The 13,811-nt window shown below is 67.9% G+C and carries 14 protein-coding genes; 5 read left to right on the top strand and 9 right to left on the bottom strand.

Annotation, left to right across the window (positions count from 1 at the left end):
• The first annotated feature begins 181 nt into the window (after positions 1-181).
• Entirely contained in the window at positions 182-517 is a 336-nt protein-coding gene (locus DBY63_RS14355) for a hypothetical protein (RefSeq protein ID WP_007159803.1), read from the top strand.
• A gap of 263 nt (positions 518-780) precedes the next feature.
• Here the strand turns inward: DBY63_RS14355 and sutA are convergent, their stop codons facing one another.
• The 4 genes from sutA to glnK all read right to left on the bottom strand — a co-directional run bounded on the left by sutA (position 781) and on the right by glnK (position 3,504).
• Positions 781-1,113 carry a transcriptional regulator SutA gene (gene sutA, locus DBY63_RS14350; protein WP_007159805.1) on the bottom strand — a complete coding sequence of 111 codons (333 nt, stop codon included), beginning with the start codon at positions 1,111-1,113 and terminating at the stop codon, positions 781-783.
• A gap of 71 nt (positions 1,114-1,184) precedes the next feature.
• Entirely contained in the window at positions 1,185-1,604 is a 420-nt protein-coding gene (locus tag DBY63_RS14345) for a secondary thiamine-phosphate synthase enzyme YjbQ (RefSeq protein WP_007159806.1), read from the bottom strand.
• A 172-nt stretch (positions 1,605-1,776) separates the two neighbouring features.
• Positions 1,777-3,117 carry an ammonium transporter gene (locus DBY63_RS14340; RefSeq protein WP_108581610.1) on the bottom strand — a complete coding sequence of 447 codons (1,341 nt, stop codon included), beginning with the start codon at positions 3,115-3,117 and terminating at the stop codon, positions 1,777-1,779.
• 48 nt (positions 3,118-3,165) lie between these two features.
• On the bottom strand, positions 3,166-3,504 hold the full coding sequence (gene glnK / locus DBY63_RS14335) for a P-II family nitrogen regulator (protein ID WP_003096476.1): 339 nt from the start codon (positions 3,502-3,504) through the stop codon (positions 3,166-3,168).
• Between the two features lie 393 nt (positions 3,505-3,897).
• On the opposite strand from glnK, the gene DBY63_RS14330 reads away from it, so the two are divergent.
• On the top strand, positions 3,898-4,197 hold the full coding sequence (locus DBY63_RS14330) for an accessory factor UbiK family protein (RefSeq protein ID WP_027597470.1): 300 nt from the start codon (positions 3,898-3,900) through the stop codon (positions 4,195-4,197).
• Between the two features lie 63 nt (positions 4,198-4,260).
• On the top strand, positions 4,261-5,751 hold the full coding sequence (locus tag DBY63_RS14325) for a YifB family Mg chelatase-like AAA ATPase (RefSeq protein WP_108581611.1): 1,491 nt from the start codon (positions 4,261-4,263) through the stop codon (positions 5,749-5,751).
• Here the strand turns inward: DBY63_RS14325 and DBY63_RS14320 are convergent.
• The 3 genes from DBY63_RS14320 to DBY63_RS14310 form a co-directional block, all read right to left on the bottom strand.
• Positions 5,748-5,939, bottom strand: a complete 192-nt coding sequence (locus tag DBY63_RS14320; RefSeq protein ID WP_044342256.1) for a hypothetical protein — start codon at positions 5,937-5,939, stop codon at positions 5,748-5,750. The genes DBY63_RS14325 and DBY63_RS14320 overlap by 4 nt on opposite strands.
• A 128-nt stretch (positions 5,940-6,067) precedes the next feature.
• Positions 6,068-8,038: a methyl-accepting chemotaxis protein gene (locus DBY63_RS14315; RefSeq protein WP_108581612.1), complete on the bottom strand. Its 1,971-nt coding sequence runs from the start codon at positions 8,036-8,038 to the stop codon at positions 6,068-6,070.
• A gap of 161 nt (positions 8,039-8,199) precedes the next feature.
• Positions 8,200-9,129, bottom strand: a complete 930-nt coding sequence (locus DBY63_RS14310; protein ID WP_077171080.1) for a LysR substrate-binding domain-containing protein — start codon at positions 9,127-9,129, stop codon at positions 8,200-8,202.
• A gap of 105 nt (positions 9,130-9,234) precedes the next feature.
• Between DBY63_RS14310 and DBY63_RS14305 the strand changes: the two genes are divergently transcribed.
• Complete coding sequence (locus DBY63_RS14305; protein WP_027597465.1) at positions 9,235-10,638, top strand: NorM family multidrug efflux MATE transporter; 1,404 nt, start codon at positions 9,235-9,237, stop codon at positions 10,636-10,638.
• A gap of 119 nt (positions 10,639-10,757) precedes the next feature.
• A complete protein-coding gene (locus tag DBY63_RS14300) occupies positions 10,758-11,399 on the top strand; it encodes a response regulator transcription factor (RefSeq protein ID WP_108581613.1) in 642 nt (213 codons plus the stop codon).
• On the opposite strand, the gene DBY63_RS14295 is transcribed toward DBY63_RS14300, so the two are convergent.
• Positions 11,392-13,023: a hybrid sensor histidine kinase/response regulator gene (locus tag DBY63_RS14295; RefSeq protein ID WP_051398679.1), complete on the bottom strand. Its 1,632-nt coding sequence runs from the start codon at positions 13,021-13,023 to the stop codon at positions 11,392-11,394. The genes DBY63_RS14300 and DBY63_RS14295 overlap by 8 nt on opposite strands.
• Complete coding sequence (locus DBY63_RS14290) at positions 13,020-13,709, bottom strand: YoaK family protein (protein ID WP_044342260.1); 690 nt, start codon at positions 13,707-13,709, stop codon at positions 13,020-13,022. The genes DBY63_RS14295 and DBY63_RS14290 overlap by 4 nt, the downstream gene beginning before the upstream one ends.
• Positions 13,710-13,811 lie beyond the last annotated feature (102 nt).

Here is a 13,811-nt window from a genome sequence, read left to right as displayed (position 1 = left end):
ATCCTGATGTGCGGCATCGGCCTGCTGGCCATGGCGCTCATCGTCGCCGTGGGCATGCAGGGCCTGGACTGGGCCTGAGCCCACGGGCGGCCTTACCAGACCTTTACCTGGCCTGACGTCCGCTGACCGCCAAAGGTGTTTCATGGTGACGCGGCCCATCGAGCGCCGCGAGGAGAGCACCATGGCATCGCGAGCGTCGTTGATTCTGCTGTTGACCGCCACCCTGACCGCCAGCGGCCTGGCCGCCGCCTACGAGGGCCCCGAGCGTGGGCAACCTTGGGCAGGCGGCCCCGCAGCCGTCGCCGAGGGCGGCGAATTCCTGCCGGCGGGCGAATTTCGACGGCATCACCGGCACCACCCCTATTACCGCAGGGATCGCTATCCCTACAGCTATTACCAGCCCTATCCGCAGCCCGGCTATGCCGCGCCCCATTGGCGGCCGGCGCCACCGGGCTACTACCCCTACCAGCCGGCCTATGAACCCCGTCCCTATTACGGGCCCCCGCGCCATTGGTGAACTGCTTGGCATCACGACGGCGAGATGATGGCCTTTTGCGATGAGCCACACAGGGAGATGTTTGCCAGAGGAGCAAAATGCCATCACCCATTAGGCTTTAGGGCGCTGCCAACATGTATGAGAGAGATGATGTAATCTGCATGGCTTGCCTTGCGACCATGGCTGCAGCCTTCACCGGCTTCATCATGGTGATGGCGCTGTTGTGATCGCCAGATAGACGAAACCCCGCCGAGGCGGGGTTTCGAAGGCGGTATGGCACGGTCCTAGATGGGACGACTGCCATATTTGCTGTCGGGCTTCTTCGGCGGATCGGCGACCACATTGGCGTCGATTTCCTGCACCTTGCCACCGCGGGCCAGAAAGTCCTGCATGGCCTTTTCCAATGCATCCCGCTCGCGCTGCTTGGCTTCCACCGAAGGCAATTCCTCGGGCTCGGCTTCACGCTTCTTCTTGGCCTTGCTCCCGGACGCGGGCGCTTCGCTGTCCCCGCTTTCCTCTTGCTCGGCGTCGTCGGTTGCGGCAGCGAAGTCTTCGTTATCGCCCTCTTCTTCCGCGCCTGTCTCCAGGTCGTCCTGCTCCAGATCTTCGTCGCTCATAAACCGCCTCCACACACTTTGGCAAAATCGGACCGCGCGTTTTGACGCGGCCTCCTAAAAAAAATTCCTGGCTATTCGCCCTGCAGCGTCGCGATCAGTCGCCGTGCGCCACCCTGGTCGCGATGCTCGCCCAGGTAGATGCCCTGCCAGGTTCCCAGGGCCAGGCGACCCGCCTGGACCGGCAGACTCAGGCTGCAGCCGAGCAGACTGCTCTTGAAATGCGCAGGCAGGTCGTCCGGCCCTTCGTAGTCATGCTCGTAACCGGCCTGCCCCTGGGGCACCAGCTGGTTGAAGAACCGCTCGAAGTCGCGGCGTACCGCCCCATCGGCATTCTCGTTGATGGTCAGCGAGGCCGAGGTGTGCTGCAGCCAGAGGTGCAGCAGGCCGATCCGGCACTCGCCAAGCTCGGGCAGCTGCTCCAGCACCTCAGCGGTGACGAGATGGAAACCACGCGCCCGCGCGCGCAGGGAAAAGCTCCGCTGCAGCCACATGAACAACCCCCGCCGACTGACTGGGCGCGCATTCTAGCGCGACGATCGGAAAAGCAAAGCGGTGATTGCACACCGCTTGCGTGCAGTCTAGACACAGCAGGATGGCGGTTGTTCCAGCCGTATGGCGGACATGAAAAAGGCGCCTCGCGGCGCCTTTTTCCAGAGTGGTGGCTTACAGGTTGTAGCCACGCTCGTTGTGCAGGGTGAGGTCCAGACCCACGGTTTCCTCTTCCTCGTTGACTCTCAGACCCATGACCACGTCCAGCACCTTGAGGATCACGAAGGTGACGATGCCGGTGTAGACGATGGTGAAGGCCACGCCCTTGAACTGGATGAACAGCTGGGCGCCGATGTCGGTGACGGTGCCGAAGCCACCCAGGGACGGAGCGGCGAAGACACCGGTCAGCAGGGCGCCAACGATGCCACCGATGCCGTGCACGCCAAAGGCGTCCAGGGAGTCGTCGTAGCCGAGCTTGCGCTTGAGGCTGGTGGCGGTGAAGAAGCAGATCACGCCAGCGGCCAGGCCGATGATCAGGGCGCCCATGGGGCCGGCGGTACCGGCGGCCGGGGTGATGGCGACCAGACCGGCGACCACGCCGGAGGCGATGCCCAGGGCGCTCGGCTTACCGTGGGTGATCCACTCGGCGAACATCCAGCCCAGGGCGGCAGCGGCGGTGGCGATCTGGGTGGTCAGCATAGCCATGCCGGCGGTGCCGTTGGCGGCGGCGGCGGAACCGGCGTTGAAGCCGAACCAGCCGACCCACAGCATGGCGGCACCGACCAGGGTGTAGCCCAGGTTGTGCGGCGCCATGGGAGTGGTGGGATAGCCCTTGCGCTTGCCCAGGACCAGGGCCGCGACCAGACCGGCCACACCGGCGTTGATGTGCACCACGGTGCCGCCGGCGAAGTCCAGCACGCCCCAGTCCCACATCAGGCCGCCGTCACCGCTCCAGACCATGTGGGCGATGGGGGCGTAGACGAAGGTGAACCACAGGCCGGAGAAGACCAGCATGGCGGAGAACTTCATGCGCTCGGCGAAGGCACCGACGATCAGCGCCGGGGTGATGATGGCGAAGGTCATCTGGAAGGTGACGAAGACGCTTTCCGGGAACAGGGCGGTGGCCGAGGTCACGGCATCATGCTGCAGGCTGGACAGGAAGGCCTTGCCCAGACCGCCGATGAAGGAATTGAAGTTGGTGACGCCCTTCTCCATGCCGGTGGTGTCGAAGGCCAGGCTGTAGCCGTAGACCATCCACAGGATGCTGACGAGACCGGTGATGGCGAAGCACTGCATCATCACCGAGAGGACGTTCTTGGCACGCACCATGCCGCCGTAGAACAGCGCGAGACCCGGGATGGTCATGAACAGCACCAGGGCCGTCGAGACCAGCATCCAGGCTGTATCCCCGCTGTTGATGGCTGGTGCCGCAGCCGCTTCCTGGGCCATGGCCAGGCCCGGCAGCGCTACGAAAGACATGAGGGCTCCTAGCCCTGCGTAGGTGCGCAGAGTCATCGTTGTTTCTCCTGGGGCTCGTGTGGGGTTGGGCGGTCGGTTAAGGCGTCAGATGGCGTCTGTGTCGGTTTCGCCGGTGCGGATGCGGATGGCCTGCTCGAGATTCACCACGAAGATCTTGCCGTCACCGATCTTGCCGGTGTTGGCGGCCTTGGTGATGGCCTCGATGACGCGGTCGAGCTGATCGTCGGCGATGGCGACGTCGATCTTGACCTTGGGCAGGAAGTCGACGACGTATTCGGCGCCGCGATAGAGCTCGGTATGGCCCTTCTGACGGCCGAAGCCCTTGACCTCGGTAACGGTGATGCCTTGCACACCGATCTCGGACAGCGACTCACGCACGTCGTCGAGCTTGAACGGCTTGATGATGGCGGTGACTAGTTTCATGAACTTCTCCCGATTGAGTTGACTGGCCCCAGGAAAACAAACCCCGGTCCAAGTCTAGCGCAGTGACCGTCTGTTTAACCGTTGGCGTGGTAATCGCCGCGGTCACGGCAGAAGCGGCTAGAGCGCGCCTCCACCCCAGGCGCCCTCGGACGCCCGTCTCTGCATCGGCAGTAGCAGAAAGCTTGCCAGGTTTGTGAAGGCGTACGGATTTCGAGCGCCAGCCCGGCTGGCGCGCCTCCTGAAGGGGCAGGACCTGGCCCTGCGGGCAGGACTTTGCACCAACAGCGAACAGCTCTGGGCCGGGGTTGGCACCAAAGCGGTGCAGGGCCGCTGCCGGAGGGCCGGAAGCCCGCTGTGCTACACTCGAGCTTTGATCCATTGCAGGGGATAACCATGTCCACGACCCGTTCGCTGTTCGATTCCCTGACTCAGCAGGCCAGCCGGCTGTTCGGTCAGGACTCGCCGCTGCCAAAGGCCGAGATCGAAAGCCAGTTCAAGGCACTGCTGCAAGGCGCCCTGAGCAAGCTCGATGTGGTCAGCCGCGACGAATTCGATGCCCAGATGGCCGTGCTGGCCCGCACCCGTGCGCGCCTGGAAGCCCTCGAAGCGCGCCTCACCGAGCTGGAAAAGCCGCAAACCGCCGAGGTCAAGCCGCCGGTTACCCCGGCCACGGACGTCGCGCCCGCCGACTGATCCCCAAGGGCGCGCCAGGATGGTGCACCCCTGAGTCTGGCGAATCACGATCAAGGAGAGATCATGTCGCTTGCCCTCGTTCATACCCGCGCCCAGGTGGGCGTGGAAGCGCCGCCGGTGGTCGTCGAGGCGCACCTGGCCAACGGCCTGCCCGCCCTCACCCTGGTCGGGCTGCCGGAAACCGCCGTTCGCGAAGCCAAGGATCGGGTGCGCAGCGCCATCCTCAATGCTGGCTTCGAATTCCCCAGTCGCCGCATCACCCTCAATCTCGCGCCCGCCGACCTGCCCAAGGACGGCGGGCGTTTCGATCTGGCCCTGGCCATCGGCATTCTCGCCGCCAGCGGGCAGCTGCCAGCGCAGGGCCTCGACGGCTACGAGTGCCTGGGTGAACTGGCCCTGTCGGGCGCGGTGCGGGCGGTGCGCGGCGTGCTGCCCGCAGCGCTGGCGGCCCGGGCCGCGGGGCGGATCCTGGTGGTGCCCCGCGCCAATGCCGAGGAAGCCTGCCTGGCCAGTGGCCTCAGGGTGCTGGCGGTCGATCATCTGCTGGAATTCGCCGGTCACCTGAGTGGCCAGGCCGTACTGGCCCCCTATCAGCCCAGCGGCCTGCTGCGCACCCCGCTGCCCTATCCCGATCTCGCCGAGGTCCAGGGCCAGCAGGCGGCCAAGCGCGCCCTGGTGGTGGCCGCGGCCGGTGCCCACAACCTGCTGCTGGCCGGCCCACCGGGAACCGGCAAGACGCTGCTCGCCAGTCGCCTGCCGGGACTGCTGCCGCACCTGGACGAAGAAGAGGCGCTGCAGGTGGCCGCCATCCATTCGGTGGCCGGCCCCGAGCCGCTTGAGCACTGGCCGCAGCGACCCTTTCGCCAGCCGCATCATTCGGCGTCCGGTCCGGCGCTGGTGGGCGGTGGCAGCCGTCCCGGTCCCGGCGAGATCACCCTGGCCCACCGCGGGGTGCTGTTTCTCGACGAGTTGCCGGAATTCGATCGCAAGGTGCTGGAGGTGCTGCGCGAGCCCCTGGAGAGTGGCGAGATCGTCATCGCCCGGGCGCGGGAAAGGGTGCGCTTTCCGGCCCGTTTCCAGCTGGTGGCGGCGATGAATCCCTGCCCCTGCGGCTATCTGGGTGATCCCAGCGGGCGCTGTCGCTGCAGCCCGGAGCAGATCCAGCGCTATCGCGGCAAGCTCTCCGGCCCATTGCTGGACCGTATCGACCTGCACCTGACCGTGGCCCGCGAGCACCTGCGCCTGGGCGCTTCAGCGGTCAGTGAACTCACCACGGCGGAGGCCGCACGCCAGGTGGCCGACGCCCGCGCCCTCCAGCTGGCGCGCCAGGGTTGCCCCAACGCCCTGCTCGGTCTCGATCAGCTGCACCAGGTCTGTGCCCTTGGCGAGGCCGATCAGCGCTGGCTGGAAGGTGCGGGGGAACGCCTGAATCTGTCCCTGCGCGCCCTGCACCGGGTGGTCAAGGTGGCCCGGACCCTGGCCGATCTCGCCGGCCAGGCCGAGATCCAGCGGGCGCAGCTGGCGGAAGCCCTGCAGTATCGCGCGAGTCACTAGGCGCCGGCAGGCGGGCCGTAGCGTCGCGGCGGCTCCTGCAGGCGATCGCGCAACGCCTGGTTTTCCTGCGCCAGCTCGAAGCACATGGCCCGCCACTGGTGGGCCAGCTCCCGATAGTCGTCCCGCTCCGCCCGCAGCGTGGTCAGCATGCGTTCGACGGCCTGCACCGCCTCGTTGGATACGCCCATGATACCCCTCCTTTTATACTGTATTTGCATACAGTAGTCAGAGTATTGCGGCCAGGCAAGGGCCAAGGTGCGCAGGAATGAAAAAGGGAGGCCTGAGCCTCCCTTTCGCTGCTGCCGGAAGGGTCCGGTCAGCTGAAGCGCCCTACTTCGGCGCTCAGGTCTTCCGCCAGATGACGCAGCTCGCCCGCGGTACCGGCCAGCACCTCGGCGGCATCGCGCTGAGCGGCGTTGTCCACGGCGATCGCCTGGATGTTGCGGCTCAGGGCGGTGGCGGTGGTGCTCTGCTCGGCGGTGGCCTGGGCGATGCCGGAGAATTGCTCCACCGCCTCGGCGACCTGCTGGTCGATGCTGCGCAGCGCCTGGGCCACGTCGGCGTTGCGCGCCAGGCCCTGCTCCATGAGGCGATTGCCTTCGTCGATGGCGCCCATGGCGCGCTGGGTCTCGCCCTGTACCGCGCCGATCATCTGCGAGATCTCGCGGGTGGCTTCGCTGGTGCGACCGGCCAGCTGCCGGACTTCGTCGGCGACCACGGCGAAGCCGCGGCCCTGCTCACCGGCCCGCGCGGCTTCGATGGCGGCGTTGAGCGCCAGCAGGTTGGTCTGCTCGGCGATCCCGCTGATGACGCCGATGATGCCGCCAATCTGCTGGGAGCGGCCGTCCAGGCCCTTGATGAGTTCGGCGGTGCTGGCCAGGGAATCGGCGATCTGCTCCAGGGCGCCCGAGGCGCCCTGCATGGCCTGGGTACCGGTGCGGGTCTGCTGGGCGTTTTCCTGCACCAGACGCTCGGTGCGCTGCATGCCGTCGGCGATGTTCTGGGCGGTGGCGCTGAATTCCTCCACGGCGCTGGCCATGCTGTCGATCTGGCTGGACTGCTCGGCGGAGCGTCTCAGGGTCTGGTCGGACAGCTGGCTCAGTTGCTGGGAGCGCTCGGTGACCGCGCGCGAAGAGCCACGGACCTGCTCGACGGTGGAGGCCAGGGCATCGGCCATCTGGTTGAAGCTCCGGGCGAGTTCGCCGATCTCGTCGTGGCTGCGCGCCTCGACCCGCACGCTGAGTTGACCGCGACCCAGTGCCTGGGCCCGCTCCACCAGCTGGCCCAGCGGCTTCAGCTTGTGGCGCAACAGGACGACCGAGGCGAGTACCGCCAGCACCAGGGCGATCAGGCTGCCGATGGCCAGGCGCAGGCCCACGGCGTGCACCGGCGCGTCCAGCTCGGCCCTGGGCAGGGTGGCGACCACGGTCCAGCCTTCGCCGGCGACCGGCGCGCTGACGCTGAGGAAGTCCTCGTTGCCGTCCTGCCAGGTGTGTTCGTGCTGCTTGGGATCGTTCTTGAGGGCGGCGAGGAGCTCGTTGGCCTGCTTGGCATTGGCCGGCGGCACCAGCCAGTTGCCCTGCTCGTCGAGCAGGGCCAGGGAGCCGGTCTCGCCGATGCGCAGCTGGGTCAGCTGGGCCATTTGCTGGGCCTGGGCGTCGGTGTAGTCGAAGCCGACGAAGAGCACGGCGATGACCTTGCCGGCGCCGTCGCGGACCGGGGTGTACTGGGTCATGTAGGAGCGCCCGAACAACTGGGCGCGCCCGACGTAGTTCTGGCCCTGCAGCAGACCGGCATAGGCCGGGTGCTTGCGATCGAGCTGGGTACCGATGGCGCGGCTGCCGTCCTGCTTCTTCAGCGAGGTGGTGATACGGGTGAAGTCGTCGCCATCACGCACGAAGATGGTGGCGACGCCACCGGTCAGCCGGGTGAAGTCGTCGACCTGGCTGAAGTCGCTGTTCAGCGCCTGACCGGCGAACAGCAGCGCGGGGGCCGTGGCGCTGCCCAGGGGCAGTCGCTCGCCGGCCAGGCTCAGGCCGCCATCGAAGCGGCGCTCGAACAGGTTGGCCAGGCGCTGGGTGCTGATCTTCAGGGTGCTGAGAAAGGTCTGCTGCTGATCGGAGAGCAGTCGGGCCTCGCTGCCCAGGTGCTTGCGCTGGGTGCCTTCGATGGACACGCTCAGGGCATGGAGGGCGAACAGACAACTGCCGGCGATCACGACAATCAGTACCAGACTGAGGGCCAAGGCAAGTTGTCGGGCGATACTACGACGCGGGGAAATGACCATAGGGGGCTCCAAAGCGCCTACATCCCTGTAGGGCAGTACGAATTTGAGGGCAAGGGCTATATCAGGCGACCGACCGCTCTAGGGCGGTCTTCTTAGAGGTTAACTGTTATCTTATCGGCAGAGGTACGATGAACTAAAGCCAATGACAGCAGTCTGGCGCCTTATTTATGGCGAATGACCTCCGGAAGGCTCTGGGACGCCACTTCCCGCTGCAAGAAGTCAGCCAGCTGGCGAAAGCGCGCCTGCCCCCGGCGATTGCGCGGCCAGACCAGGTAATAGGCATCGCCGCTGGCCACCGCCTCGGGCCAGGGCAAGGCGATGAGTCCGGCCGCCACGTCTTCGGCCAGCATCACCAGATCGCCGATGGACACCCCGTAGCCCCGCGCGGCAGCGGCCATGCCCAGCTCCAGGGTGTCGAACACCTGGCCACCCGTCAGGGGCACCGCCTGAGTCAGGCCCATGGCCTGCAGCCAGCGGCGCCAGTCGCGGCGGTCGAAGGTGGGATGCAGCAGCTCTTCCCGCTGCAGGCGCGCCGGGTCCCAGACGCCTTCACGCGCGGCGGCCGGCGAGCAGACCGGCACCAGCCACTCCTCGAACAGCGGCACCACCTCCCAGTCCGCGGGGAAGCGGCCATCACCGAGCAGCACCGCGCAATCGAAGGGCTCGTGGACGAAGTCGACCCGGTCGCTGGCCATCCAGACGCTGGTGAGCTGGATGTCCAGTTGCGGACTGAGCTGGCGAAAGCGGGCCAGCCGCGCCAGCAGCCAGCGCAGCGACAGGGTGGTGGGCGCCTTGAGTCTCAGGGTGCCCTCGGCCACGGCGAGATTGCCGCAGGCCCGCGCCAGCGCCTCGAAGCCCTCGCTCAGGCCCGGCAGGAGCAGCTTGCCGGGCTCGGTCAGCGCCAGCTGACGGCCGGCGCGCTCGAACAGGCGGCAGCCAAAGGTCTCTTCCAGCGTCCGCACATGGCGACTGACCGCACTCTGGGTCAGCGACAACTCCTGAGCCGCGCGGGTAAAGGAGCCATGGCGAGCGGCGGCCTCGAAGGCGCGCAGGGCATACAGCGGCGGCAGCCGCGAGGGGACGTCGGGCATGACTCTGACTCATGGATGGCATGGCTATTTTCCGATTGTGGAAGGCGCGAACGCATCCAACAATGAGTTCTTGTCAAAGTCGGCCCTGCTCAGCGAGATCCACCCATGTCTCTGCCGCGTCACGAGTTGCTCGCGCTGTTGCGCCTCGCCTTGCCCCTGATCGGTGCGCAGCTGGCCTATGTGGCCATGGTCTTCACCGACACCCTGATGATGGGCCGCCTGGGCCCGGCCGCCCTGGCCGGTGGCGGCCTGGGGGCGGCGGTCTATTCCTTCGTCTCGGTGATCTGCGTGGGGGTGATCACCGCGGTGGCCAACCTGGCGGCCTTGCGCCGGGGCGCGGGCGATACCGAGGGCGTGGCGGCGGTGACGGCGGCCGGGATCTGGATCGCCGCGGTGCTGGCACTGCTGGCCGGCACCCTGCTGTGGCATATCGAGCCATTGCTGGCCCTGGCCGGCCAGCCGGAAGAGAGTCGCCAGGCGGCCGGGGTATTCCTGCGCTGCCTGGCCTTCGCCCTGCCCGGCCATCTGCTGTTCATGACGCTGCGGGGTTTCACCAGCGCCCTGGAAAGACCCGGACCGGTGTTGACCATCGTGCTGGGGGCGGCGCTGCTCAACGCCCTGTTCAACCTGGCGCTGCTGCACGGCTGGGGCGGCCTGCCGCAACCCGGGCTGCCAGGCATCGGCGCGGTGACCGCGGTGGTGATGAATGGCGCGGCCTTGGGCCTGGCGCTGTATATCGCCCGCCATCCGGCCTATGCCGCCTATCCCCTGCGCCGCTATCTGCGCCGCCCGGATCGTCGTGCCCTCGCCGACACTCTCGGCCAGGGCCTGGCGATCAGCGGTACCTATGCGGTGGAAGCCTGCCTGTTCCTCTCCGCGGCGCTGTGCATGGGCGCCCTAGGCGCCACCGCCCTGGCGGCCCATCAGATCGCCAATCAGCTGGTGTATCTGGTGTTCATGTTGCCAGCCGGCCTCTCCTACGCCACCAGCATCCGTATCGGCCAGCACCAGGGCGCCGGGCGGCCGCGCGAGGCCCTGCTGGTGGGGCGGCTGGCCATCGGTGGTGGTGCCCTGGTGATGCTGGGCATCGCCCTGCTGTTCTGGAGCTTTCCCACCTGGCTGGTGGGGTTGTTTCTGCCGGATGGCCACAGCCCGGTCAGTGAGCTGGCGCGGCAGCTGGTGCTGATCGCGGCGGTGTTCGTCATCTTCGATGGCACCCAGAGCATCGCCCAAGGGGCTCTGCGCGGCATCCGCCAGGCGCGCCTGGGTTTCTACGGCGGCTTGCTCTGCTACTGCCTGATCGGCGCCAGTGGCGCCTGGCTGCTGGGCGTCCGGTTGGGTATCGGCCCCCATGGCGTCTGGTGGGGCCTGGCATTCGGCCTGGCCTGTGCGGCGCTGCTGCTGACCGGCGCCTTCGAGTGGCTGATGCGGCGGCAGTTGGGCGCAGGTGCCGTGCAGGACCTGTCGGAGCCGCTGGCCGCGCCGCGTGGCCTGGCGCAAGACGGCTGAGCGCTGCGGCAGCCCAAGCGTTTTACCAAGTGGTCCACCCTTGGGGCCTGCGCTAGAATAGCCATTTTGGGCCACCCCGGCGTAACGCCCGGTGTCCAGGGCCCCCAGGATAGCCAGAGATGCAACGTTTCATCGTCGCCGACGACCATCCGCTGTTTCGTGAAGGCCTGGTGCGCATCCTGCGCCAGCTGCAGCCGCAGGCGCAGGTGGAGCAGGCCGACAGTCTGCAACAGGTCCTGGAACTGGCACGCCAGGGCGAGCCGCCCAGCGGGCTGCTGCTGGACCTGCTCTATCCTGGCCAGGACCTGAGCTTTTCGCTGCGCGCCCTGCGCCAGGAATTCAAGCGCAGCACCCTGATCGTGGTCTCGATGCTGGAAGACGCCACGGTGATCGAGCATATCCTGGCGGCGGGCGTGGATGGCTTCATCGGCAAGGCGCTGCCGCCAGCGGCCATGGCCGAGGCGATCGCCGACTGCCTCGCCGGGCAACCGGTGGTGCGCTATGCCATGCCGAATCTGGCTCTGGCCAGTCTGGCGCCCGACCACCGGCTGCAGGCGCTGACGCCGCGGCAGCTGGAGGTGCTCGGCCTGATCACCCAGGGCCTGAGCAACAAGGAGATCGCCCGGATCCTGGCCATCTCGCCCTTTACCGTGCGCATCCATGTTTCCGCGCTGCTGCGCACCCTGGGCGTCGGCACCCGCGCGGCGGCGGCCGCCTTTGGCGCCAAGGCCGGCCTCGGCGCCCAGCGCTCGCTCAGCTAGCCGCGACGCGAGAGGCCAGCAGCAGGGCGCGCAATTCCGCCGGTCGCACCGGCTTGGCCAGCACCGGGATCTCGGCGTCGCCCAGCGCCTGCTGGACCTGGGGAATGTCGTGCCCGGTCACCACGATGGCCGGGATGCGCCGGCCCTGCAGCCGGTTGAGATAGGCGATGCAGTCGGCGCCCGAGGCGCTGCGATCCAGATCGAAATCGGTGATCACCAGGTCGCAGCTCACGGCGCCGGCGGGGATGCTGGTGGCGGTGGTGACCTCGCAACCCCAGCTGCGCAGCAGGGTCGCGGTGGCCAGCAGCACGTTGGCATCGTCCTCGATGAGCAGCACCCGCCAGCCGGCGAGCAGGTGCTGGGGGCCATTCACCGGCCGTGGCCGCACCTCCAGCGGCAGGGTGGCCAGCGGCAGGCCCTGGAGCCTGACCGCGGTACCGCGGCCGGGGCGCGAGCGGATGGTCAGCTGCAGATCGAGCAGGGTGGCGATGCGCTGTACGATGGACAGCCCCAGGCCGACGCCCTCGATGTCGCGATCGCGCGTCTCCCGTACCCGGTAGAACTCCTCGCACAGGTGCGGCAGGTGCTCGGCGGCGATGCCCGGTCCCTGGTCGTAGACCACCAGGGCGAGCTGGCCCTGGCGCCGGCGCACCGCCAGCAGCAGAGGTTTGCCCGGCGCGTACTTGAGGGCGTTGGACAGCAGATTCTGCAGCGAGGTGAGCAGCAGCGCCGGGTCGCTGTAGACCTGCAGCCCGCAGGCGCGCCAGCGGATCTCCACCCCGGCCCAGCGCGCCGCCTCGGCATTCTGCCGCACCAGGTCGCCGAACAGGGTATCCAGGTCCACCACCGTGCGCCGCGGACTGACCTGCTGCTGATCGAGGGTGTAGATGTCCAGCAGCGAGCGGAACAGCTGCTCGACGCCGAGCAGGGAGCGGTCGATGTTGTCGACCAGCCGGCCCTGATCGGCGCTCAGCTGGCCGTCGCGCAGGCAGGCGGTGAACAGGCCGATGGAATGGATCGGCTGGCGCAGGTCATGGCTGGCCTGCGCCAGGAAGCGCGCCTTGGCCAGGTTGGCCGCCTGGGTCTCGCGCAGCGAATCCTGGATGCGGGTCAGCAGGAAATGCACGTAGCCGGGCACCAGCAGCGCGGTCACCAGCATCATCAGGGCCACCGTCGGATAGCGCTGCAGGAAGGGCATCCCGGCAATGATGGCGGCGAGGGCGGTCAGCGACAGTCCGGTGGCCAGCAGCAGGTAGCCACGTCCATAGCGCAGGCCATTGCCCACCGTGACCCAGAGCAGCACGCCGAACAGCGGCAGCAGGGCCTCGCCGCTGGTGATGGAGGAAAAGGTGATGGCGCTGAAGTCCAGGCTCATGGCCAGCAGCCGTCGCCAGGGCTTGACCCCCGGCCGCCGCCGGACCTCGACGAACAGGCCGATGGCCGCCACGGCGAACAGGGCGTAGCAGAGCAGGTTGGCCAGCAGGATGGCGGTGTCGAACAGCCCCCAGGCCCAGGCGCCGATGATGTAGGTCGAGGCCGGCAGGATGAAGGCCAGCCGGACCTTGGCCTGGCCCAGTTCGGGATCGCGGGCGCTGACCCCCAGGGTCTGGGTCGCGGCGCTCATGACGCCAGATAGCCCAGTTGCCAGGCCCGCGGGATCAGGCGAAAGATCACCGCCAGGATCGCGGCCAGGGCTGCGCTGGCGTACCAGGCCGCCAGGCCCAGTCCCGCTTCCAGCGCAGCGCCGAGCACCCCGCCAAGCAGCATGCCCAGCCAGGGCACCAGTTGGATGCGCCAGCCGCGTCGCCGCTCGCCCAGCAGCCAGTGACCCAGACCGCGCCCGAAGCGCGACAGGGCGCCGGTGACGTAGGTGAGGCCGATGGGCAGGCCATAGACCTGCTCCACCACCGCATTGACCATGCCCATGGCGAACACTCCGGTCAGCAGCGCTAGCGGGCCCAGGGGCAGACTGGCCGCCAGCGCCAACAGCAGGGCCAGCAGGCCGAGCAGCAGGCAGGCGCGCTGGCGGGTCAGCCGTTGCAGCAGTACGCCGCCGGCATTGCCCAGCACGAAGGTGCCGATGGCCAGCGCCAGGTGCCCCGCTGCAGCCCAGCGGCCTGCCGCCACCTCGGCTGCTAGACGGGTGGTATTACCGCTCATGAAGGAGACGAAATCGCCGGTGGCGAGAAAGCCGATGGCATCGGTCATGCCGGCCAGCAGCGACAGGCCGGCGACCAGCGCCAGGCCGACCGCGCCGTGGCGCGGCGCGACCGGCAGAGCGGCGGGTGGAAGGGGGGAAGAGGTGTGCATGGCAGCCATCCTGGCTGAGCGAAAAAAGACGGCCATCAGTGTGCGACGTGACGCGCCCCGACGCCATGGGCGACGCTCCGGAAGGCGCCCTGGGCTAGACTG

It is taken from the genome of Pseudomonas sp. RIT411, assembly GCF_003057735.2.
Classification (GTDB): domain Bacteria; phylum Pseudomonadota; class Gammaproteobacteria; order Pseudomonadales; family Pseudomonadaceae; genus Chryseomonas; species Chryseomonas oryzihabitans.
Note: the sequence above shows the minus strand (reverse complement) of the source record. Positions and strands in the feature narration are given on the sequence as shown.

Coding starts and splice junctions, on each gene's coding strand:
- DBY63_RS14320 (WP_044342256.1), bottom strand. CDS start 5,939: ATGGGCGTATCCAACGAGGCGGTGCAGGCCGTCGAACGCATGCTGACC.
- sutA (WP_007159805.1), bottom strand. CDS start 1,113: ATGAGCGACGAAGATCTGGAGCAGGACGACCTGGAGACAGGCGCGGAA.
- DBY63_RS14345 (WP_007159806.1), bottom strand. CDS start 1,604: ATGTGGCTGCAGCGGAGCTTTTCCCTGCGCGCGCGGGCGCGTGGTTTC.
- glnK (WP_003096476.1), bottom strand. CDS start 3,504: ATGAAACTAGTCACCGCCATCATCAAGCCGTTCAAGCTCGACGACGTG.
- DBY63_RS14305 (WP_027597465.1), top strand. CDS start 9,235: ATGTCTCTGCCGCGTCACGAGTTGCTCGCGCTGTTGCGCCTCGCCTTG.
- DBY63_RS14295 (WP_051398679.1), bottom strand. CDS start 13,023: ATGAGCGCCGCGACCCAGACCCTGGGGGTCAGCGCCCGCGATCCCGAA.
- DBY63_RS14340 (WP_108581610.1), bottom strand. CDS start 3,117: ATGACTCTGCGCACCTACGCAGGGCTAGGAGCCCTCATGTCTTTCGTA.
- DBY63_RS14310 (WP_077171080.1), bottom strand. CDS start 9,129: ATGCCCGACGTCCCCTCGCGGCTGCCGCCGCTGTATGCCCTGCGCGCC.
- DBY63_RS14330 (WP_027597470.1), top strand. CDS start 3,898: ATGTCCACGACCCGTTCGCTGTTCGATTCCCTGACTCAGCAGGCCAGC.
- DBY63_RS14355 (WP_007159803.1), top strand. CDS start 182: ATGGCATCGCGAGCGTCGTTGATTCTGCTGTTGACCGCCACCCTGACC.
- DBY63_RS14325 (WP_108581611.1), top strand. CDS start 4,261: ATGTCGCTTGCCCTCGTTCATACCCGCGCCCAGGTGGGCGTGGAAGCG.
- DBY63_RS14315 (WP_108581612.1), bottom strand. CDS start 8,038: ATGGTCATTTCCCCGCGTCGTAGTATCGCCCGACAACTTGCCTTGGCC.
- DBY63_RS14300 (WP_108581613.1), top strand. CDS start 10,758: ATGCAACGTTTCATCGTCGCCGACGACCATCCGCTGTTTCGTGAAGGC.
- DBY63_RS14290 (WP_044342260.1), bottom strand. CDS start 13,709: ATGCACACCTCTTCCCCCCTTCCACCCGCCGCTCTGCCGGTCGCGCCG.